The following is a 19,829-nucleotide window of genomic DNA, read 5'->3' on the forward strand; positions in this document are numbered from 1 at the left end:
AAAAACAACGAAAATCCCCTGATCGTTCTCCGGTCAGGGGATTTTTATGTGGGATCTTCCGGATAGTCTTACTTTACGAGATACCCGAACCGGCTGCATTCGGGGATGCCGATCGTACTGATCAGGGAAATGACGGCGCCGGTCGCCTGGATCCAGCTGCCGACCACATCAAAGGTTCGGAAGCTTCCGTCATCATCGTCCCCGTCATCAGGATACTGAAGCTTCTTTTGAATCCTGCTCTTCTTTAGGTTTTCGATGCCGTTTATGGCCTGTAGGGAGTTTCCGGTCACTTGGAGTATATTTCCGATGATTGAGAGGCCGTCGTTTAAATCGGGGTCGGGTTCACTGAATTCCGGTCCGAGGGCGGCGGTTCCTCCCAGTGCCTGGAACCAGTTCCCCGTCATCACCAGTTTTTGCTTCGTTTCATCGTCAAAGTTGATGATCAGGCCGGCGACGACCGTCGAGTTTCCGAGGGATTGGATTTCATTTCCGATCCGGCTGAGGGAAAAAGGTTCCTGGGTATCAGCCTCGATTCCGTTTCCCACTCCCTGCATGACGTTCCCGATGACGCTCAAATCCAGTCGGAACGGTTTGGAGAGGACGCGGAAGGGGGTGGCCCCCACTGCGGCGATGACGGTACCGACCGCTGTGACGGAAGCCCCGAAGATGGCTTTGGATTCGTTGCTCATGTCATCAACCCAATCAGTGGATGTAGTGCTATATCGTATTCAATCCATTCAGGATGGGTACCTACCCAACCATGCATGAAAAAGCCGCCTTCATTATGAAGGCGGCCGCTGGTCATATGGTCTTGAGGGCTTGCTCAACTGGTACGTCCCCACCGAGGATTTCAAATACTTTGTGATACGTTTCCTCTGTGGTGATCGATTCGACGAGGACCTTTGCTAAGTCCTCGCGGGGGATATCATTGCTTTTGTCTGCAATGGACTCAGAAGCCGTGATTTTGCCTGTTCCCGAATCAAAGCTAAGGGCACCTGGGCGGATGATCGTATAGTTCAGCCCGCTCTCTTTGAGGTGTTCATCGGCAATCCCCTTGGCTTCCAGATAGTATTGGAGGCCTTCAGGTCCGTTTGAAGGGTTGTCGGCTCCCATGGAACTGAGCATCACGAAACGTTCGATGCCTTTCTCTTTCGCAAAGTCGATGGCTTTTATGGCGCCCTCCCGATCAACGGCGCGAGTTTTGTCATCTCCGGTGCTTCCGCCGCTTCCGGCTGCGAAGATGACGGCGTTCACGTTATCGAGGGCATAGGAGAAGTCCCCTTCAAGATCGGCGACAATCGGCCGTGCGCCGAGGCTTTCCATTTCTTCTGCCTGCTCGGTCTTGCGGATCATCGCCTTGACGAAATGCTGTTCACTGTGAGCGAGTTCCTTTACGATGAGACGACCCGTATGGCCGTTGGCTCCGATCACTAATACATTCATTGATTTGATCTCCCTTTCTAAATGGATTCATACTTATTTTTTACCCGAAGGCGCCCGGATTAAACAAAAAAAGGGCAGCAGGGGGATTCCCTGCTGCCCTTAGGAGGTTAATCATTGAACATGGACGTACTATGAAGAGGCTGTACCCGTGCCTTTGGATCCATGAAGGCCTTCGCATTGTTGACGGCTGTAGGCGCTTCGCCGAATCCGCTTGCGATCAGTTTGACCTTGCCGTCATACGTGCTGATGTCACCAGCTGCATAGATTCCCGGGATATTTGTCTCCATGCGGGAGTTCACCACGATGGAATTTTTCTCAATATCCAGACCCCAGTCTTTGATCGGACCGAGGGATGAGACGAAACCGAAGTTCACGATTAATTCGTCGAAGTCGATCACTTCTTTTTCCTCGCTTTTCACCTTATCGAGAACAAGCTGGTTGATGCGTTCTCCGTCTGCCACCAGATCGGATGGAACGAACGGGGTCTTGAGTTCGACGCTCGATTGTTCCAGAAGCTCGACACTGTGCTCGTGAGCGCGGAATTTGTCCCTGCGGTGGATGAGCTGTACCTTGCTTGCCACCGGTTCGAGCATGAGGGCCCAGTCGACTGCAGAGTCCCCGCCACCGCAGATGGCGACGTTTTTGCCGCGGAAGTATTCAAGATTATCCACGAAATAATGAAGGTTTTTCCCTTCGTATTCCAGTGCTCCTTCAAGCTCCAGGCGCCGCGGCTGGAACGCTCCGTTCCCAGCGGTGATGATGATGGTCCTGGAGTAGTGGATTTCTTTATCTGTCGTCAGTTTGAAGCAGCCGTCGCCTTGCTTTTCGACTTGTTCGACCGCCTGTTCGAGGCAGATCGTCGTTTCGAACTTCGACATCTGTTCCTTCAGGTTGTTGACCAGGTCCTGTGCCTTTACCTTCGGAAATCCGGCAACATCATATATGTACTTTTCAGGATAAAGGGTGGCGAGTTGTCCGCCGAGCTGGGGCAGGCTTTCAATGACTTTGACGGATGCTTTCCTCATTCCGCCATAGAAGGCCGTGAACAACCCTGTAGGACCTCCTCCGATGACCGTGATATCGTATACTTTTTGATCTTCCTTCACTTGCGATCCCTCCGAAATTTCATTTATTATAACGTATTCTATCATACGCCATTCCATTCTTCCTATGATTTGAAATGGGGCAGGCGATAATTCAGACTTATGAATGAGAAAACCGTCGTTTTTCCAATATTCTTAAGTTTATTATTTAGCCTTAATATCTTGAAAAACCGCAGTAAAAAGCATATTATGTTATATGGACGTATTGTTAAGGATTTATGACAATTTTCGCGGTCTTATGTCCTAGTTCGTGAAAGATGTCACATACTTTCTTGTTCCTTTGTCTTTATATTATTCATTACCGTTTTAATAAAGGTGTTGTGCCGTTTGATTCCCATCGATCCAGGGAAAAGAAGATGGATGAGACTTACGGGATAAAAACCTGTCATGTGGAGGATTCTAATACTATCCTACACAAATCTAAATAAAAGGTGGATGTGATTCAGTTGAGAAAGCCAAGAGTTGTCGTTTTAGGTGCAGGTTACGCTGGATTGATGACGGTTACCCGTCTTCAAAAACAATTGGGTACGAATGACGCAGAAATTATCCTAGTGAATAAAAATGATTATCACTATGAAACAACATGGTTGCATGAAGCATCAGCTGGTACACTGCATCATGATCGTGTACGCTACGATATCAAAGGTGTGGTCAATACTAGCAAGGTCAACTTCCTTCAAGCATCTGTTGAAGATATTAAAGTAGCTGAGAAGAAAGTCGTAACGGACCAGGGTGATGTCGAGTATGATTACCTTGTGATCGGACTTGGTGCAGAAGCTGAAACATTCGGTATCCAAGGTCTTCACGAGCATGCGTTCACGATCTCCAATGTGAATGGTGCACGTCAGATCCGTGACCATATCGATCTCCAATTCGCTACGTACAAAGCAGAAGGCGAAATCAACGATGAGCGTTTGACGATCGTCGTCGGTGGTGCAGGTTTCACAGGAATCGAGTTCCTAGGTGAGCTTGGTAACCGTGTCCCTGAGCTATGCAAAGAGTACGATATCGATCAGAAGAAAGTACGCATCGTCTGTGTGGAAGCTGCTCCGATGATCCTTCCTGGATTCGATCCGGAACTAGTGAAATACGCTCGTGCGGCACTTGAGAAGAAAGGCGTGGAATTCTCGATCGGAACTCCGCTTAAAGAAGCAAGAGAAGGCAGTGTCCTTATTGCGAAAAGTGAAGATGAAATCGAAGAACTCAAAGCCGGTACCATCGTATGGGCAGCAGGCGTGCGCGGAAGCACCCTCATCGAGAAATCAGGCATCGAAAACATGCGTGCCCGTGTCAAAGTCAACCTTGACCTTCGTGCACCTGGACATGATGATATCTTCGTCCTCGGTGACTGTTCACTCATGATCAACGAAGAAACAGAACGCCCTTATCCTCCGACTGCACAGATCGCCATGCAGCAAGGGGAAACATGTGCGCGCAACATCGTAGCACTGGTTCACGGTAAAGATCAGTTGGAAAACTTCAAGCCGGACATCAAAGGTACTGTCTGCTCACTAGGTGAAGACGATGCAATCGGTGTTGTTTACGGTAAGAAATTGACTGGTGTGAAAGCTTCATTCATGAAAAAAGTGATCGATAACCGTTCACTCTTCATGGTAGGCGGACCATCACTCGTATTCAAAAAAGGGAAATTCAAATTTTTCTAAGCCGATTGGCTGAAAAAGCGGAGCTCTGTTGCTCCGCTTTTTTTTGAGTAGAAACGTTTATACATAAGTTCTAGGAACTTAATCCACTGGAAGAAAAGAATAAATGGACGATTTGGAAAGGCATGAAATAGAACGCTCCCAGCAAGGAAAGCATTTTGTGAAATAAGCTAACAAACTTTTTGAAAAATTGAGATATTTAAAGTAAACATAAAATGTATTCGCTTTCTTCGGTGTACATCCCCTTATAGGAACCTTTTCATGAATCGGAAAAGATGGTATGTTATCAGAAAATTAAGAAAAAAAAGGAGAGATTCGATGAGAGCTGGTACAACGAAGACAAAGTCATGTGAATACTGTTCGGGAAAAGGGTATTTCCAGCTGGTATTGGGCGGATCTGAAACCTGTCCTTGCTGCAGTGGAAGTGGCAAGCAAAAATAGTCCACCAGTTGTGGTGATTTTGTGAATAATGTCGAAATTTTCCTTCGTCTTATTGACGCTTCCATCAACATTCAGTACACTTAACAATAGTGTTTGGCTCCTATGACAGGTGTAATCTGCCGATGGAGCCAGTGTTAGATGGGGGTGGGGAAATGCCAATACACGTCATTTTGATTTCAATGCTTCTGTTTCTTGTCCTGTTTTTCGGAATCGGTTTTCTGCTTAATATGTTGCTCCGAATGACATGGATCATGACCATCATCTATCCGATCATCGTCATTTTCATCGTGGATGAAGTGCGTTTCATTGATTATTTCAGAAACGCCGGGGAAGCCTTCCCTGAACTAGGGAGAAGGATCAGTCATTTGGCTTCAGCCGATCTGTTGATTCTTGGAAGCGGTTTAATAGGGGCGGTCCTTTCAGGAGTCGTCATGAGGATATTGAGATCAAAGGGATATCGAATGTTTTAAAACAGTCCGTTCGTCCGGGTGAGTTTCGGGTGGCGGGCTTTTTTTGCTTCCAATTTTTGAGATAATTCGATTATTTTATCAATTTATGAATACATGCCCTCCAGGATGGGAAGGAATAAGGGTGGGAGGAGTGTATACATGATTAAGAATTGGAGCAAACGACTTTTGATGGTCCTATTGTTCATTTTTGCCCTTGAGACGACATTCCAATCGGTATCGGGCGTCAAGGCTGCAACCCTTAAAGCGTGGTGGGAGACCCAGATGGAGAACGCCGGGCGCGGGGAACATGAGATCAATCAATTAGGGATGACTGCAAAAATCCTTAAGAAAGTGAGCAGTAACAAAACCCAGATTTCATCGAGTAAACCTGTGAAAGACAAACCAGTCACCCTGAACGGGCTGGATTGGAATCAATATAAGAAGCATACTGTCGTCGCGACGGGCTACACGGCGGGGGTGGAGTCAACGGGGAAGAATCCCGGCCATCCGGGCTATGGGATTACATACTCCGGCGTCAAAGTGAAACGTGACCTTTATTCGACCATAGCCGCTGATACGACGGTCTTTCCGATCGGAACGGTTCTGTACATCCCTGACTACGGGTTTGGCGTGGTCGCCGACACTGGAAGTGCCATCAAAGGAAACAAGCTTGATCTGTACTACGATACAGTCGATGAGGTTTATGCGCAATGGGGGAAGAAAACCCTAGATGTATACATCATCGAAGAGGGTTCAGGTAAGCTCACAGAAGAACAGTTGACCAAGCTTAATGAAAATAAAACCATGCAGGTATTCAGGGATCAAATCCTTTCACCTGAAAAAGAATGAGTAAAGACAAAACCGGCAGGAGCTCCTGCCGGTTTTTCCATCCGTGGGGATCGATGATCCTTTCGCTTACATATGGGCGTATTCGTCAGGGTGCAGGATTTTTGCAAGCTTGACCGCACCCTTCAACAGGAGGGGGGAAGGCCGGCAATAGAGGGCTTCCTCCAGTACGAGGATGCGCTCATCCTGAACAGCCTTCAAGGAGGACCATCCGGGTCTCTTTTTGATCAGGTCCGGTTTTACTTTATCCTGCCGCACGCCTACCCAGGCGAGGCATATATAATCGGGATCCCTCGACAGGACATCCTCCCAGTCTGTCTGGACGCTAGCCAGTTCGACGTCACGGAAGAGGTTTACGGCCCCGCACATGTCACTCAGCTCCGTCAGCCAGTTCGTCCTGCCGGGAGTGAAAACGGGCTTTGGCCACCATTCCCAGTACAAGGAAGGGCGATTGGTGATGCCTTGGCTGATGGCCTTCAACTCTTCGACTTTTTGAAGGAAGTGTCTGCGCTTAGTCGATGCGTCGGAGTCGTCCATACCGCAGGCGCGCCCGATGGCAAGGAGATCATCCGCTATATCCTTGAAGCTTTGAGGGTTCAATGTGAGATGGGGAATGCCCCGTTTCTCTAGCTCCTCGATATTCTTCTCCATTCCCGGTACGCTAAGTGATGCAAGGACCAGATCGGGTTGAAGGCTTTCGACCCGATCCATATCGATGGATAGGTCGGGTCCGAGCCTGGGCAGGGATAGGACGGCTTCCGGATGATCGGAGTAGTCGTCAACCCCCACGAGGTAAGGGGTGAGCCCAAGCTCATCAATCAGCTCCGTATTATTGGGGCATATGGATATGAGGCGCATTGACCATTCCTCCTATTGAAACATGAAAAAGTGGATGAGCAGTGTAAGGACGATTCCCGTGATCCCCCCGAAGAAGACTTCGATCGGTTTATGACCGAGCAGCTCCTTCAGCTCTTTCCGTTTTTCCAGATCAGGTTTGTTCTGCCAACCTTTGGCATCAGTCATGAACTTCTGGAAGTCGCCCATGAGTCGATTAAGCACGATGGCTTGTTCACCGGCCTGCCTTCTGACCCCTGTGGCGTCGAACATGGTGATGATGGCAAACATGGCAGCTACAGCAAAGACCGGTGAAGACACTCCGCTTTCGATTGCGACCCCGGTTGAAAGGGCGGTGACAGCGGCAGAGTGGGAACTCGGCATCCCTCCGGTCGACGTGATGAGGGACCAATTGAGTTCCCGCGTGGCGATGAACTGGATGGGAACCTTGACGAACTGGGCGAACAAGATCGAAATCAATGAAGCCCAAAGGGGGAAATTATGAAAGATCTCCATGGAAAATAATCCCATCCTTTCTAATGTTTTGAATACTCTGAGTTGACTACATTATACCATACCCTTATCCACCTAACCTTAACTTCCAAACGCTTTTGCTTAGATAGTCGAAATGTTCACTCACTCGGGCTATAATGAGGGAGGAGGTGTTGAACAATGAATTATATAGTCAACAATAAGCGTTTAACTGAAACAACTGGAGGAGGCCTCATTGTCGGGGTCTATAATCAACCTGAATTTTCAGGGGAACTGAAAGAGCTAGATCAAGCCATGGGTGGACATCTCACCCAGCTTGCCAAAGAAGGAGATATCTCTTCGACTGCCAAAGAAATCACCGTTGTACATACGCTAGGACAGCTTTCCGTGAAACGGATTGTGTTTGTCGGACTTGGAAAGGCCAAGGAAGCGGTTTTCAATGATCTGAAAGAAGCGTTCGGTGCGGCAGCCAAGCAGATCAAACAGATGAAGCTAACTTCATTTGCAGTGGCGATCGATACGTTTGAAACGGATGAAGTCCCTGCAGAGGACGTAGCCCATGCATGGGCAGAAGCCTTCACCATGGCAACCTATGCCTTCCACGGGTATAAACAATCATCAAATGAACGGAACTATGAAGCGTCTGATGTCGAGTTCATCACAGGTTCGGATAATAAAGAAGTCCAAACGGCCCTGCAGGTGGGTACGGCATTCGGAAACGGTGTCAACTCGGCAAGGACACTAGTGAATACACCGGGAAATCTGCTTACATCCACAAAGCTCGCCGAGTATGCCCTAGAGCTTGCGAAGCGATATGATTTCGAAGCGGAGATCCTGGATAAAGAAGAAATGGAGCATCTGGGAATGGGCGCTTTATTGGCAGTCAACCAGGGTTCAGTGGAGCCTCCGAAGATGATCGTCCTGAAATATGCAGGGAAAGAGAAATGGGAAGATGTCATCGGTCTTGTAGGAAAAGGGATTACCTTTGATACAGGAGGATATTCCCTTAAACCGAAGGATGGCATCGTCGGCATGAAGACCGATATGGGTGGTGCCGCAGCCGTCCTAGGCGCCATGGAAATCATCGGGGAGACGAGGCCGGAACAGAATGTCATTGCCGTCATCCCATCAACCGATAATATGGTGAGCGGTGCAGCATTCAAGCCGGACGATGTCATCACATCCATGAGCGGGAAGACAATCGAAGTATTGAATACCGATGCAGAGGGCCGCTTGGCACTGGCGGACGGCATGACCTATGCGAAGCATCACGGGGCCAATTATCTCGTGGATGTCGCAACGCTCACAGGAGGAGTCATCGTTGCATTGGGTGAAGATAAGACAGGCGCCCTTACCAATAACGAAGCATTTTTTGAGCAAGTGTTGCTTGCGTCTGCTGAATCAGGCGAGTTCATCTGGCAGCTGCCATACACAGAAGGGGACAAGAAGCGCGTGAGAAGCAGCAAGATCGCGGATCTGAACAACTCTCCAGGCCGTGCCGGGCATGCGATCATGGGAGGCGGATTCGTAGGGGAATTCGCTGAAGGCACTCCTTGGGTGCATCTTGACATCGCAGGAACGGCTACAACCAACAAAGCATATGACCTCGGGCCATCAGGTGCCACGGGCGTGATGGTTCGTACCCTTGCCCTCATGGTGGAGTCCTTTGAACCAGCGAAATAATACATGAAAAGGCCGACCATCGTCGGCCTTTTTTGTATGGGTTGATGTAAGTGCGCGTATGGCTCTCAACGGCAGGTTCGAATGCCAAGAAAGAGGGAATAATAATGAGAGGAATAATCGTTGACAAACGTCCTTTATGTTGATAAAGTAGAAAACGTGTTTTATCACTCTACCAATTTAGCATACTAAAGCAACATGAAGATAGATTCAAGGAGGACATTATTATGAACGCAGTCGTCATTGCCGTACTCATCATGCTCATACTTAGTTTACTGCGTGTGAATGTAGTTTTTGCCCTTATCGCCGGAGCGCTTGCAGGCGGGGTCATCGGTGGCCTCGGGTTGAATGAAACGGTCTCGATCTTCTCAGATGGAATCAGCGGCGGAGCCAATATCGCCCTGAGCTATGCCTTGTTGGGAGGGTTCGCCGTGGCCATATCCTATACAGGTATACCCAATTTGCTGGTGGATTTTGTCTTGAAGATGGTTGGCCGGAACGGAGAATCAAAGAAGAAAAAGTTGTCAAAAGCATTGATTGTTTTTGCGATTCTGATCATGTCATGTTTCTCTCAAAACGTTATTCCGATCCACATCGCCTTCATCCCGATTCTGATCCCGCCGCTGCTCAGGGTCATGACTGAGCTTGAAATAGATCGCAGGCTGATTGCTACAGTCATTACCTTCGGACTCACGGCCCCATATATCCTTCTTCCTGTTGGGTTCGGGCTTCAGTTCCATGAAGTCATTGCACAGAACATGGAGAGAAGCGGAATGGCCATCTCCATGGGAGATATTCCGAAAGCGATGATCCTGCCAGTCGGCGGGATGGTACTCGGTCTTTTGTTCGCCGTCTTCTTCTCCTACCGCAAACCACGACAGTATGATGAAGCGGAGAAGGTAGTGGAGGAAGAGAAGGTCGTGTACAGTAAGCGTGCAATGATCCTTGCGGGGATATCCATTATTGTCGCGCTGGTTGTACAGCTCCTGCTTGAATCTATGATATTTGGTGCACTGGCGGGGATTGCCGTGCTATATGTATCGGGAGCCCTCAAGTGGAAAGAAGCAGACGGACTTCTAAATGACGGTATGAAGATGATGGCGTTCATCGGCTTCGTCATGATTGCAGCTTCAGGGTTTGCAGCCGTCTTGACGGAAACCGGTGCTGTAGAGTCGCTAGTGAATGGGACAGTGGATATGATCGGAGGGAATAAAGCCCTTGCTGCTTTTCTCATGCTTGTCGTCGGACTGATCGTCACAATGGGGATCGGTTCGTCGTTTGCCACGATTCCGATCATCACTGCGATCTTCGTACCGCTTTGCGTCGAACTTGGTTTCAGTGAGTTTGCGACGATCATCATCATTGGAACAGCAGGAGCTCTTGGCGATGCCGGTTCCCCTGTTTCAGACAGCACCCTTGGGCCGACAGCCGGTTTGAATGCCGATGGACAACATAGTCACATCTGGGATACGTGTGTCCCGACTTTTCTACACTATAATATCCCTTTAGTGGCCTTTGGCTGGCTTGCAGCCATGATTTTTTAAAGAGAATCTCTTCGGAGGTTCTTTTTTTGTGGAGATCGACAAAGGACCATACCCTGAATCAAATAGCAAAAGCCAAAGGAAGCATCTCAGGCTTCCTTCGGCTTTTCAAAACTCATTCCACTTGACAGATACAATCAAATGACAGCAATCCACCTGACCCAATTTTTCATCAAATACGAATCTCACACCATCAGGATTGAAGGATACGACCGGCTGTACGCGCGTCGGGATCGTCTGAAGCAATCTGTGTACTTCAGGAAGATTGGATTGTTGAGCGGCGGTCATCAGCTTGGAGGCAAATTCCCTTGAGCTGTTGATGCGCGCGAGAACCAATTTGGCATCGTCCATCAAGCTAAGGGTCTTCCCGGCCGAAGCCATCAGCGTATCGGGGGCGGTTACAGGGAGCACCCGCGGCTGGTTCATATACGATTGAGGCGACGGTCTGTTCCCATGGAAAGGATGGAAACGATACATCATGGAACACTCCTTTCTCTGACATCATCTACGTAAACGTATGAAAGAGGCTCTGCATTTATTCATTCATCTTCCTGCCACCTTGTGATAGGCTGAACCTGGACCTACTAAAAGATAAAGGATTTTGATTCGCGAGGTCGAAGAGTATGGGGAAGGGGTGAAGGAATATGAAACTTGATCACACATTGATCAGTGCACTGGGAATTGAATTCAACACGGTAGAAAAAGGCAGGATCGTGGCGACGATGCCCGTCAATGAGCAGACGAGACAGCCTTTTGGATTCCTCCACGGAGGGGCATCCGTCGCTCTTGCAGAAACCGTCGCAAGCGTTGGGGCTGTGGAACTGATCGATCTCGATAAGGAGATATGCTTCGGTCTCGAGATCAATGCCAATCACATCAAGGCGAAAAAAGACGGTGAGGTGACAGCGACGGCGACCGTCCTGCACCAAGGTCGAACCACCATGGTATGGGACATCAAGATCACCGACGAGGCGGACGATCTCATCTGCGTGTCACGCTGTACCATGGCCGTAGTACCAAAAAAGAACGTTTAACCGTGACGGGTGGGGGAAAAGGATAGACAATCCCACTTACTACGGAGGTATGAACATGAGCTGGTCGAAACAAGATTATCCCGAGTCACTGAAGAATCTGCCGTCTGATGTCCGGAATAAAGCCATCGAGATTGGAAATGCGCTACTTGATGAAGGGTATGAAGAGGGCAGGGCGATCGCCATTGCCACGGATCGGGCCCACAAGTCAGAGGAGGGAACGCAGACCGCTAAGGCAGAGTATCACGTCACCGTCCATGATGATGGCTGGCAGCTGAAAAAAGCCGATGGAGAGCGGGCCATCATGGTGGAAGAGACGAAGGAAAAGCTGTTGGAGCGAGCAAAGCGATATGCAACAGATCATTCCGGCACCCTTGTGGTGTATAAAGAGGATGGATCGGTTGAAAATCATCTATACCAAAAATAAGGAGAACTCCCGGAGACGGGGGTTTTTCTTTGGATTGATTTGACAATATTCTGCCTATTCGGTATAGTTATCTTGAATTCAAGATAAATGAAGGAGTGAAAGAATGGCCGATTTTACAGAACTGATGAAAGAACGTCGCTCGGCATCAACTTTTCTGCCTGATCACCCGATCCAAACAAAGGACCTGAACGACATTTTTGAACTGGTCAAGCTTTCCCCATCCGCGTTCAATCTCCAACATACGCGATATATCGTCGTGACAGACGAGGGTGTGAAAGAGGAGCTACAGGGTGCAGCCATGGGGCAGCATAAAGTACGTTCTGCTTCAGCAGTCGTTTTGCTCCTGGGGGATAAAAAGGCGTACGAGTCAGCAGAAGAAATTTATCGGGGATTGAAGATGCTGAAAATCGTGAACGAAGAAGAATTCTCTGGTATGGTCGAGAATACCACCTCTTTCTATGAAGGAAAAGGAAGTGGATTTCAGCGGGATGAAGCCATCCGTAATGCATCCCTATCTTCCATGGTCTTCATGCTTGCTGCCAAAGAAAAAGGCTGGGACACGTGCCCCATGATTGGCTTCGATCCGGAAAAGGTCAAGGAAATCCTGAACATAGAGCATCAGTACGAAGTCGTCATGATGATTTCTGTGGGGAAGGAAAAGAGAGAAAGCCGCAAACCCCGGGGCTACAGGAAGCCTGTCAGTGAGTTTGTTACATATATCGGTAAATGAAAAAGCGAAAGCCGTCCCGATACGGCTTTCGCTTTTTTTATGGATGTTGTCGATCATATTTTTCCTTGTCCTTCAAGTCATCCCGAACACTTTTATCCCAGAGTTTCGCTCCTGAATGATAGGCTGCACGGGAGATGAGATGACCACCGACCGGCGCAGTGACAAAGATGAACACGATGGCCAGCAGGACCTTGGAATTGAAGATGCCGTGCACGATATAAAAATAAAGGAATGTTCCGAGCAGGATGCACATGATCCCAAGTGTGGCACTTTTCGAGGCCGCATGATTCCGTGTGTACACATCCGGGAGCCTGAGAACCCCGAAGGATGCAACGAGGCTCAGAAATCCACCTATAAGAAGAAAGAATCCGATGATATAGTTAACGATTTCGGTCACGTTCGATGATCGCTCCTTTCTCGAGGAATTTGGAAAATGATACCGTCCCGATGAAGGCCAGGATCCCTAGCAGAAGAATGACTTCCAGGAAGGCATCGGAATCGATCAGCATGGAAACCAGTGCGACGATGGCGATCAGATTCACCCCAATGGCGTCCAATGCCACTACCCGGTCGGGAGTGGTAGGTCCCTTGATGACCCGGTAAATGAGTCCGAGCATGGAAAGGGAGACGCAGATCAGGGTGATACGGATGATGATTTCAAGCATCAGCGGCTCACCTCCATAATGGCTTTCTCGAAAGAATTGCGGATATCATTGATGACAGCTTCTTTATCGGGAAGGTCGATTGCATGCACATAGAGGATTTTCTTATCCATGGATATATCCATCACCAGGGTTCCGGGTGTCAATGTGATCAGATTGGCCAGCAAGGTGACTTCCCAATCCTTTTTCAGATTGGTCTCGTATGCAAAGATGCCTGGCTGGAAATCGAGTTTTGGCTTAAGGACCGTTTTCAATACATCTACGTTCGCTTTGATCAGTTCCTTCAGGAATAACAACAGCAGGCTGATGGATGCCACCACCCGCCAAAGATAGAAACGATCCGGGAAGAACCGCCTCATGGCCAGGATGATCAGCAGGCCTAGCAGATAACCGACAATGAATGAAGGAGCGGTAAAGGAGACGGATAGGAACATCCAGACAAATGCCAAGATGAAGTTCAATAAGATTTGAAAAGCCATGGGTACATCACTCCTTTAACACTGCGTCAATATAGATTTGCGGATCCACAAGTACTTCGGCCGCCTGTGAAAATAGCGGGCGGATTGCATCTGCGCCCAAGCCGTAAAACACGGAAAGGAGGACGAGTACGGCGGAAGTTGCCCACAGATAGCGTGCGTGACTTTTAGAGATACCTGTGTATTCTTTTGGTACGCCCCAGATACCGTTCAGGAAGATCTTGATGACGGAATAAAGGACCACTAGGCTTGAGGCCAGGATGACGAAAGCCCCCACGTAGAATTCCGAGGAGAAACTTCCCTTCAGAATCAATAGTTTCCCTATGAAGCCACTGAGGGGAGGGATGCCCGCCAGTGAGAAAGCTGCTACCAAGAAGGTCCAGCCCAGCCAAGGATATTCCTTGATCAGACCGCCCATCTTCCGGACATCCATCGTACCGGTTATGGATATCATGACGCCGATCAGAAGGAAGAGAGCGGCCTTGATGATCATATCGTGAATGAGATAGTAGATGGAGCCTTCCATCGCTTCACCGTTCATGGTGGAAATCCCGAATAGGATGACCCCGACGGCGATGACGATATTATAAATGATGATCTTCTTCACATCCCAGAACCCGATGGCCCCCACGCATCCGACAACGATGGTCAGGATTGCCAGTATGCCAAGCATCTCATGGGTGAACCCTGGATCGTGATAGAAGAACAACGTATAGGTCCTGATGATCGAATAGACGCCAACCTTAGTCAGCAATGCTCCGAATAAGGCCAGGATCGGGGTCGGAGGTGCGTAGTAGGAGCCCGGCAGCCAGAAGTAAAGCGGGAATATGGCGCCTTTCAGGCCGAACACAATCAAAAACAGGATGGCGATGGCTGTCAGGATGCCTGGTTGCTCCACGCTTGCGATCTTCTGTGAGATATCCGCCATGTTCAGGGTGCCGACGACTGAATACAGGTAGGCAACGGTAATGACGAACAAGGCTGATGAAATAACGTTCACCAGTATGTATTTGATCCCTTCCCGGAGCTGGACTTTTGTCCCGCCGAGGACGATGAGAACATAGGAACTCATGAGCATTACTTCAAAGAAGACAAATAGATTGAAGATGTCCCCTGTTGTGAAGGCGCCGTTCACCCCGACTAAAAGGAATTGGACAACAGGATAATAATAGAATCGTTCCCTGTCGCGTCCAATTGATTGAAAGGAGTAGAGGATCACCAGCAGGGTGATGATGCTCGTTGTGAGTACAAGCAGTGCTGAAAGCATATCGGATACAAGTGTGATTCCGAATGGCGCCGTCCAGCTCCCAAGGTTAAGGGTCTGGATTCCTTCTTTTGAAACCGTGATGACGAGGATGACGGATGCGATGACGGTTCCGATGGTGGAAACCGCTGCGATCGTCCGCTGCGTCTTCACCTGTTTACTGATGAACATGAGAATCGTTGCCGTGATAAGTGGTATGAGTATCGGTAGAATCAATAAATTAATCATTTCCTTCGTTTCCTCTCAACTGATCCATATTATCGGTACCGAGCTCCTGATAGGCCCTGTAGGCGAGGACCAGGAAAAAGGCCGTTACACCGAAGCTGATGACGATCGCTGTCAGGATCAATGCCTGCGGTAACGGATCGACGTAGGATTCCGCATGCTGTCCGAGCAGCGGGGCTGCCCCTCTCTTCAGGCTGCTCACCGTCAAGATGAGAAGGTGGGCGCCATGGCTCAAAACAGCGGTGCCGATGATGATCCTAAGTAAACTTTTTGAAAGCATGAGATACACTGCACAGGTGAACAGGATCCCAATGACAATGGCCATTAATAATTCCATTAATCGCTCACCCCAATCGTTTGGATGATGGTCATCGTGACGCCGACGACGACGAGATACACCCCGGTATCGAACAGGACGGCCGTGTGAAGGGATGTCTTGCCGAGAATCGGAAGTGTGAAGTAGTCAAACGCATGCGTCAGGAACGGTACATTGAACAATAGTGCCCCTGCCGCAGTCCCGATGGCGAACAGAAGGCCGATTGCCGTTACGATCTTATAGTCGATGGGCAGGATATTTGCAACCGTCTTCAAATCGAATGCAAGGAGAAGAAGAACGAGCGCTCCTGCTGTCATGAGTCCCCCGATGAAGCCTCCTCCTGGAGTATAGTGACCGGAGAAGAAGAGGCGAAGGGAGAACAGGATGATAATGAACACGGTCACCTTGGTGACGGTCTGCAGTATGACATCATTTGTCTTTGTTTTCACCCTTGATCCCTCCTTGTCATTCTCAGTTTTATCATGGCGAAGATCCCGAGAGATGCGATGGCAAGAACGGTGATCTCAAACAATGTATCAAAGCCACGGAAGTCGACGAGGATGACATTGACCATATTCTTACCGGCTGCTTCCTCGTAAACGTTCTTGATGTAATACTCTGAAATCGAATCAAATAGTTTCGTGCTGTAAGCCGAGATGGCAAACAGTGTCACGGTCACACCGACGCCTAGGGCAATCACTGCATTCCCAAGCTTGAAGCCCATGCGTTCTTCATGCCTGCTCAATTTTGGCAGGTGATAGAAGCAAAGGAGGAATAGGGCAACCGACACGGTCTCGATGACGAGCTGTGTCAGGGCAAGATCTGGAGCCCTGAACACCACGAAGAACAAGGATACCGTATAACCGGTTGCGCCCAACAGGATGATGGATGTCAGGCGAGACTTCGCGAACAGGATCATGACGGTACTGACCACAAGAAGGAGTGCGACAGCCACCTCATAGATCCCTATCGGGGCCATTTCGTCCATCTCCAGGGAGAAGGCATTGTTATACCAGAGGCTGAAGAGGGAGATCCCGACAAAGAACGTAAAGATATAAACAAGGTAAGTGCGGATGAACCCTGTCATATGTCCGTTCATGAAACTGTATGCCCCACGTTCGCTCCCACGTAATCCTCCGTCATATAAAGAATTAAGGGAAAGCCTTTGCGGTAATACCCGATAGATCTTCTCCCATTTTGAAAGGGTAAGATACAAGATAACCCCGAAGGCTATGACACCGATCGTCATGAACAGCTCCGGACTGAAGCCGTGCCAGAAGGAGATTTCCGTCTTCACGGTCTGTCCGTCGGCAATCAGACTCGGTACGATGGCTTTCACTGCTGGAGCAAGGATCCGATCCGATAAGATGTTCGGGAAGAAACCAAAAATGACTACCAGGGAAGCAAGGATGATCGGAGAAATCAGCATCCCGATCGGTGCTTCATGCGGTTTCTTCTCGAGCTTCTCAGGCTGATACTTCCCTGTGAACGTCTTGAAGACGAGGATCATGCTGTAGACGAAGGTGAAGATGCTTCCCACCCAGGCCAGCACCGGGAAAAGCGCCCCGAACGTTTCAAAGTTGAAGATATCAAGGCTAAGGACATTTATCATTCCAGTAAAGAACATCTCCTTACTGAGGAAGCCGTTGAATGGAGGCAGCCCCGCCATGGAGAATGCTCCGATGATGGCAATGGTGAAGGTGATGGGCATGAAGCTCATCAGTCCGCCGAGCTTACGGATATCCCTTGTCCCGGTTTCGTGATCGACGATTCCTGCGACCATGAACAGGCTTCCCTTAAATGTTGCGTGATTAATCAGATGGAACACGGCCGCAAGGGTTGCAGCCATATAAATGTTTTCATCGAGTTGATTGTAATGAAGCGCTGCTCCTCCGATGCCTAGTAAGGACATGATCATTCCTAATTGACTAATCGTGGAGAAGGCGAGGATTCCTTTAAGGTCCTTCTGGCGGACGGCATTGAATGAACCCCAGAACACGGTGAATAATCCAATACCGCCAACGAGCCAAATCCACACCCCCGAAGTGGCAAAGATTGGACTCATCCTGGCTACAAGATAGATCCCTGCTTTGACCATCGTGGCTGAGTGAAGGTAGGCACTGACTGGAGTCGGTGCTTCCATGGCATCAGGCAGCCAGATATGGAATGGGAACTGGGCAGATTTGGTGAATGCCCCAAGAAGGATCAGGATCAGTGCCCCCATGAATAGCGGGTCCGTTACCAACTGATCGCTCATCCCCACCAATTCCCTGATGCTGAATGTGCCACCCATGAGATAGAGGAGTATGATTCCCCCGAGCATGGAAAGGCCCCCGAATACGGTGATGATCATCGATTTCAGTGCCCCGTATCTCGAGCGTTCCTTCTGATACCAATATCCGATCAGTAAGAAGGAAGAAATGGAAGTGAACTCCCAGAACATATAAAGGGTGATCAAGTTATCCGATAGCACGACCCCGAGCATGGCCCCCATGAACATGAGTAAATAGACATAAAAGTTATGTAACTGTTCTTTTGCCTTGTCCAGGTAGTAGATCGAGTACAGGACGACTAGCGCCCCGATTCCTGTGATGAGCATGGCGAACAGGAGGCCGAGACCGTCCACGTAAGCGGTGAATTGAATACCGAAGGAAGGCATCCAATTGGCGGTCTCCGTTACGGTTTCCCCATTCTTCGTCAATGAAATAAAGCGGAAGAAATAGACGAACAGAACCACGGGCAGGATCAGGACGAACCAGCCGGTGTGGATCTTGCGGAACGCTTTATACAAGAACGGAATGAGTATGGCAAATAGAAAAGGCGATAAGATTGCCCAATGTAGCAGTGTCACAAAAACCCCCCCTTGAATACATCAGATTATGTAGATATTAGCTGAATTAAGACAGTCACTAGAGCATTCAGCGACCGAACAGTGCACCTATTGAGCATTATAACGTAAAAAAAAGCACCTTGCATTAGTCGGACGCCCATTGCATAAGGGTTTTGCCCCTTGTTATTAAATATGTAGAGAAACGGAAAAATACTTCGAAAAAAAAAGCACATTTCGTGCCTGGGGTCCTGTTTTCGAATAGTTTCTCACCGATGTGAGCATCCTATCCGAGAGGTGATATTCATGAAGCAAAAGCTGCTGGTTGCATGTGCCGTCTTCACAGGATTGCTCATGATGGCGTGCGTGGTGGATTCGAGGGATCAAATCGATCTGGAATCGGTCGAAAGCGGGGAAGGAACGAATTACGTTCCGATCGGGTACGACCGGGAAGGTTCAGACCCTTTGGTACCTGGTGAATTCAAACCTCGTCAATACATCAAGGTGATCGATAGGGACCGACACATGATCAAGTCGGAATCGGCTGTTGAATGAGGGAAGTCAGCTCTTGAATTGGAGGGACTTTCGACCTGTACACTTGGTACCTTTACCCTTTTCAATCTGCTCATAAACGATTATGATGAGAATGCACAGATTGATCACGGGAGAGGTACTTTTTGAAGAATACATATTTAACAAGCTATCTGCCTATTTTGTCCATCCTTTTGTTCAGCCTGACGTTTTCGGTTTACGGGGTGGGCGTGTTCGAAACGCTTTCCAAAAAGATCGGCGTCTATGCGGGAATGAGCGAATTCCTTTCCGAAATGCAGCTGAAGCTGGCCATCCTTATTCTGCTTATGATGGTCTTCTTTATGATTCTGTCTGCCCTGAAACTCATCGCAGAGACGATCAACGGCATTTCCATGCTGTTCTTCTCGATTGATTCAGAGGGTGAACTGTATAATAAAGTCCGCCCGGGTTCGATGATTTATTTTATCGGGGGCCTCGTTTCTGTCCTCAGCTTGCAATCATTCAAGGGATTGATCGCCATCTTTGTTTTGACCTCGGCGGTTTACTTCTTTTATTTTGTGAATAAAATTAGCTCTTCCCTAACCAAAGCCGGCCTGCTTGGTGTCGTCACCATGCAGCTTTTTTCATGGGCCGCCCTCATCCTGACGATTTTCTTCGTTCTTATTAAACTTTACAACGGCCTGATGGCAAGCCTTCCGATCATATCGGAGGTCAAGCTGTAAACGGGAATGAAAAAAGAGGACGGGACAAAACTAAAAAAGGCCCCTTTAATGCCGAACACGATCAGTATAGTATCTTAATAACGCTCATGATCTCCGTGCAAGACTTCGCTTTCCGCGGGTAGCCCGTG

At 48.8% G+C, this 19,829-nt stretch carries 24 protein-coding genes; 11 read left to right on the forward strand and 13 right to left on the reverse strand.

Features of this window, described 5'->3' with window-relative positions:
• Nucleotides 1–68: 68 nt before the first annotated feature.
• The 3 genes from ABJ225_RS18950 to ABJ225_RS18960 form a co-directional block, all read right to left on the reverse strand.
• Nucleotides 69–689, reverse strand: a complete 621-nt coding sequence (locus ABJ225_RS18950; protein ID WP_347321338.1) for a DUF6944 family repetitive protein — start codon at nucleotides 687–689, stop codon at nucleotides 69–71.
• 112 nt (nucleotides 690–801) lie between these two features.
• On the reverse strand, nucleotides 802–1,443 hold the full coding sequence (locus ABJ225_RS18955) for an SDR family oxidoreductase (RefSeq protein WP_347321339.1): 642 nt from the start codon (nucleotides 1,441–1,443) through the stop codon (nucleotides 802–804).
• Nucleotides 1,444–1,550: 107 nt separating this feature from the next.
• On the reverse strand, nucleotides 1,551–2,549 hold the full coding sequence (locus ABJ225_RS18960; RefSeq protein WP_251527475.1) for an NAD(P)/FAD-dependent oxidoreductase: 999 nt from the start codon (nucleotides 2,547–2,549) through the stop codon (nucleotides 1,551–1,553).
• A 443-nt stretch (nucleotides 2,550–2,992) separates the two neighbouring features.
• Here ABJ225_RS18960 and ABJ225_RS18965 point away from each other — a divergent pair, with 443 nt between their 5' ends.
• The 4 genes from ABJ225_RS18965 to ABJ225_RS18980 all read left to right on the forward strand — a co-directional run bounded on the left by ABJ225_RS18965 (nucleotide 2,993) and on the right by ABJ225_RS18980 (nucleotide 5,946).
• The gene (locus ABJ225_RS18965; protein WP_347321340.1) at nucleotides 2,993–4,210 is read left to right on the forward strand and encodes an NAD(P)/FAD-dependent oxidoreductase; all 1,218 of its coding nucleotides are present in this window, start codon (nucleotides 2,993–2,995) and stop codon (nucleotides 4,208–4,210) included.
• 315 nt (nucleotides 4,211–4,525) lie between these two features.
• Nucleotides 4,526–4,648 carry a YuiA family protein gene (locus ABJ225_RS18970; protein WP_159129969.1) on the forward strand — a complete coding sequence of 41 codons (123 nt, stop codon included), beginning with the start codon at nucleotides 4,526–4,528 and terminating at the stop codon, nucleotides 4,646–4,648.
• Nucleotides 4,649–4,800: 152 nt separating this feature from the next.
• Nucleotides 4,801–5,118 (forward strand): YuiB family protein, encoded by a 318-nt coding sequence (locus ABJ225_RS18975; RefSeq protein WP_235563709.1) that lies wholly within the window; start codon nucleotides 4,801–4,803, stop codon nucleotides 5,116–5,118.
• A 138-nt stretch (nucleotides 5,119–5,256) separates the two neighbouring features.
• Entirely contained in the window at nucleotides 5,257–5,946 is a 690-nt protein-coding gene (locus ABJ225_RS18980) for a 3D domain-containing protein (RefSeq protein ID WP_218246597.1), read from the forward strand.
• 66 nt (nucleotides 5,947–6,012) lie between these two features.
• Here ABJ225_RS18980 and ABJ225_RS18985 read toward each other — a convergent pair whose 3' ends face one another.
• The gene (locus ABJ225_RS18985; protein ID WP_218246598.1) at nucleotides 6,013–6,801 is read right to left on the reverse strand and encodes a cobalamin-binding protein; all 789 of its coding nucleotides are present in this window, start codon (nucleotides 6,799–6,801) and stop codon (nucleotides 6,013–6,015) included.
• Nucleotides 6,802–6,813: 12 nt separating this feature from the next.
• Nucleotides 6,814–7,293, reverse strand: a complete 480-nt coding sequence (locus ABJ225_RS18990; RefSeq protein WP_218246599.1) for a divergent PAP2 family protein — start codon at nucleotides 7,291–7,293, stop codon at nucleotides 6,814–6,816.
• Between the two features lie 156 nt (nucleotides 7,294–7,449).
• Here ABJ225_RS18990 and ABJ225_RS18995 point away from each other — a divergent pair, with 156 nt between their 5' ends.
• Together ABJ225_RS18995 and ABJ225_RS19000 are read left to right on the forward strand one after the other, a co-directional pair.
• Nucleotides 7,450–8,952, forward strand: a complete 1,503-nt coding sequence (locus ABJ225_RS18995) for a leucyl aminopeptidase (RefSeq protein ID WP_218246600.1) — start codon at nucleotides 7,450–7,452, stop codon at nucleotides 8,950–8,952.
• A 224-nt stretch (nucleotides 8,953–9,176) separates the two neighbouring features.
• Entirely contained in the window at nucleotides 9,177–10,493 is a 1,317-nt protein-coding gene (locus ABJ225_RS19000) for a Na+/H+ antiporter family protein (RefSeq protein ID WP_218246601.1), read from the forward strand.
• Nucleotides 10,494–10,598: 105 nt separating this feature from the next.
• On the opposite strand, the gene ABJ225_RS19005 is transcribed toward ABJ225_RS19000, so the two are convergent.
• The gene (locus ABJ225_RS19005) at nucleotides 10,599–10,970 is read right to left on the reverse strand and encodes a YuzC family spore coat inner layer protein (RefSeq protein ID WP_218246602.1); all 372 of its coding nucleotides are present in this window, start codon (nucleotides 10,968–10,970) and stop codon (nucleotides 10,599–10,601) included.
• 164 nt (nucleotides 10,971–11,134) lie between these two features.
• Between ABJ225_RS19005 and ABJ225_RS19010 the strand changes: the two genes are divergently transcribed.
• The 3 genes from ABJ225_RS19010 to ABJ225_RS19020 all read left to right on the forward strand — a co-directional run bounded on the left by ABJ225_RS19010 (nucleotide 11,135) and on the right by ABJ225_RS19020 (nucleotide 12,678).
• Nucleotides 11,135–11,524, forward strand: a complete 390-nt coding sequence (locus ABJ225_RS19010; RefSeq protein WP_056541100.1) for a PaaI family thioesterase — start codon at nucleotides 11,135–11,137, stop codon at nucleotides 11,522–11,524.
• Nucleotides 11,525–11,579: 55 nt separating this feature from the next.
• Complete coding sequence (locus ABJ225_RS19015) at nucleotides 11,580–11,948, forward strand: DUF2188 domain-containing protein (RefSeq protein ID WP_218246603.1); 369 nt, start codon at nucleotides 11,580–11,582, stop codon at nucleotides 11,946–11,948.
• Between the two features lie 103 nt (nucleotides 11,949–12,051).
• Nucleotides 12,052–12,678 (forward strand): nitroreductase family protein, encoded by a 627-nt coding sequence (locus ABJ225_RS19020; protein WP_347321341.1) that lies wholly within the window; start codon nucleotides 12,052–12,054, stop codon nucleotides 12,676–12,678.
• A 37-nt stretch (nucleotides 12,679–12,715) separates the two neighbouring features.
• On the opposite strand, the gene mnhG is transcribed toward ABJ225_RS19020, so the two are convergent.
• Genes mnhG through ABJ225_RS19055 form a run of 7 tightly spaced genes read right to left on the reverse strand, consistent with a single transcriptional unit; the run spans nucleotide 12,716 to nucleotide 18,472 of the window.
• Complete coding sequence (gene mnhG, locus ABJ225_RS19025; RefSeq protein WP_218246605.1) at nucleotides 12,716–13,075, reverse strand: monovalent cation/H(+) antiporter subunit G; 360 nt, start codon at nucleotides 13,073–13,075, stop codon at nucleotides 12,716–12,718.
• Nucleotides 13,059–13,295: a Na(+)/H(+) antiporter subunit F1 gene (locus tag ABJ225_RS19030; protein ID WP_481900642.1), complete on the reverse strand. Its 237-nt coding sequence runs from the start codon at nucleotides 13,293–13,295 to the stop codon at nucleotides 13,059–13,061. The genes mnhG and ABJ225_RS19030 overlap by 17 nt, the downstream gene beginning before the upstream one ends.
• 47 nt (nucleotides 13,296–13,342) lie before the next feature.
• On the reverse strand, nucleotides 13,343–13,819 hold the full coding sequence (locus tag ABJ225_RS19035) for a Na+/H+ antiporter subunit E (protein ID WP_218246607.1): 477 nt from the start codon (nucleotides 13,817–13,819) through the stop codon (nucleotides 13,343–13,345).
• 7 nt (nucleotides 13,820–13,826) lie between these two features.
• The gene (locus ABJ225_RS19040; RefSeq protein WP_347321342.1) at nucleotides 13,827–15,308 is read right to left on the reverse strand and encodes a Na+/H+ antiporter subunit D; all 1,482 of its coding nucleotides are present in this window, start codon (nucleotides 15,306–15,308) and stop codon (nucleotides 13,827–13,829) included.
• Nucleotides 15,301–15,642, reverse strand: a complete 342-nt coding sequence (locus tag ABJ225_RS19045) for a Na(+)/H(+) antiporter subunit C (RefSeq protein WP_048007006.1) — start codon at nucleotides 15,640–15,642, stop codon at nucleotides 15,301–15,303. The genes ABJ225_RS19040 and ABJ225_RS19045 overlap by 8 nt, the downstream gene beginning before the upstream one ends.
• Nucleotides 15,642–16,070, reverse strand: a complete 429-nt coding sequence (locus tag ABJ225_RS19050) for a Na(+)/H(+) antiporter subunit B (protein ID WP_048013269.1) — start codon at nucleotides 16,068–16,070, stop codon at nucleotides 15,642–15,644. Before ABJ225_RS19050 ends, ABJ225_RS19045 begins: the two co-directional genes overlap by 1 nt.
• Nucleotides 16,067–18,472, reverse strand: coding sequence for a Na+/H+ antiporter subunit A (locus ABJ225_RS19055; RefSeq protein WP_347321343.1), 2,406 nt, complete (start codon nucleotides 18,470–18,472; stop codon nucleotides 16,067–16,069). Before ABJ225_RS19055 ends, ABJ225_RS19050 begins: the two co-directional genes overlap by 4 nt.
• A 282-nt stretch (nucleotides 18,473–18,754) precedes the next feature.
• Between ABJ225_RS19055 and ABJ225_RS19060 the strand changes: the two genes are divergently transcribed.
• The gene (locus tag ABJ225_RS19060) at nucleotides 18,755–19,003 is read left to right on the forward strand and encodes a hypothetical protein (protein ID WP_347321344.1); all 249 of its coding nucleotides are present in this window, start codon (nucleotides 18,755–18,757) and stop codon (nucleotides 19,001–19,003) included.
• A 122-nt stretch (nucleotides 19,004–19,125) separates the two neighbouring features.
• Entirely contained in the window at nucleotides 19,126–19,701 is a 576-nt protein-coding gene (locus ABJ225_RS19065) for a YufK family protein (protein ID WP_258523364.1), read from the forward strand.
• The last annotated feature ends 128 nt before the right edge of the window (nucleotides 19,702–19,829 follow it).

This window comes from Rossellomorea sp. RS05 (assembly GCF_039822645.1).
In the GTDB taxonomy this organism is placed as follows: Bacteria; Bacillota; Bacilli; order Bacillales; family Bacillaceae_B; genus Rossellomorea; species Rossellomorea marisflavi_B.

Coding starts and splice junctions, on each gene's coding strand:
- ABJ225_RS18950 (WP_347321338.1), bottom strand. CDS start 689: ATGAGCAACGAATCCAAAGCCATCTTCGGGGCTTCCGTCACAGCGGTC.
- ABJ225_RS18955 (WP_347321339.1), bottom strand. CDS start 1,443: ATGAATGTATTAGTGATCGGAGCCAACGGCCATACGGGTCGTCTCATC.
- ABJ225_RS18970 (WP_159129969.1), top strand. CDS start 4,526: ATGAGAGCTGGTACAACGAAGACAAAGTCATGTGAATACTGTTCGGGA.
- ABJ225_RS18975 (WP_235563709.1), top strand. CDS start 4,801: ATGCCAATACACGTCATTTTGATTTCAATGCTTCTGTTTCTTGTCCTG.
- ABJ225_RS18980 (WP_218246597.1), top strand. CDS start 5,257: ATGATTAAGAATTGGAGCAAACGACTTTTGATGGTCCTATTGTTCATT.
- ABJ225_RS18985 (WP_218246598.1), bottom strand. CDS start 6,801: ATGCGCCTCATATCCATATGCCCCAATAATACGGAGCTGATTGATGAG.
- ABJ225_RS18990 (WP_218246599.1), bottom strand. CDS start 7,293: ATGGAGATCTTTCATAATTTCCCCCTTTGGGCTTCATTGATTTCGATC.
- ABJ225_RS18995 (WP_218246600.1), top strand. CDS start 7,450: ATGAATTATATAGTCAACAATAAGCGTTTAACTGAAACAACTGGAGGA.
- ABJ225_RS19000 (WP_218246601.1), top strand. CDS start 9,177: ATGAACGCAGTCGTCATTGCCGTACTCATCATGCTCATACTTAGTTTA.
- ABJ225_RS19005 (WP_218246602.1), bottom strand. CDS start 10,970: ATGATGTATCGTTTCCATCCTTTCCATGGGAACAGACCGTCGCCTCAA.
- ABJ225_RS19010 (WP_056541100.1), top strand. CDS start 11,135: ATGAAACTTGATCACACATTGATCAGTGCACTGGGAATTGAATTCAAC.
- ABJ225_RS19015 (WP_218246603.1), top strand. CDS start 11,580: ATGAGCTGGTCGAAACAAGATTATCCCGAGTCACTGAAGAATCTGCCG.
- ABJ225_RS19020 (WP_347321341.1), top strand. CDS start 12,052: ATGGCCGATTTTACAGAACTGATGAAAGAACGTCGCTCGGCATCAACT.
- ABJ225_RS19030 (WP_481900642.1), bottom strand. CDS start 13,295: ATGCTCGGACTCATTTACCGGGTCATCAAGGGACCTACCACTCCCGAC.
- ABJ225_RS19035 (WP_218246607.1), bottom strand. CDS start 13,819: ATGGCTTTTCAAATCTTATTGAACTTCATCTTGGCATTTGTCTGGATG.
- ABJ225_RS19040 (WP_347321342.1), bottom strand. CDS start 15,308: ATGATTAATTTATTGATTCTACCGATACTCATACCACTTATCACGGCA.
- ABJ225_RS19045 (WP_048007006.1), bottom strand. CDS start 15,642: ATGGAATTATTAATGGCCATTGTCATTGGGATCCTGTTCACCTGTGCA.
- ABJ225_RS19060 (WP_347321344.1), top strand. CDS start 18,755: ATGAAGCAAAAGCTGCTGGTTGCATGTGCCGTCTTCACAGGATTGCTC.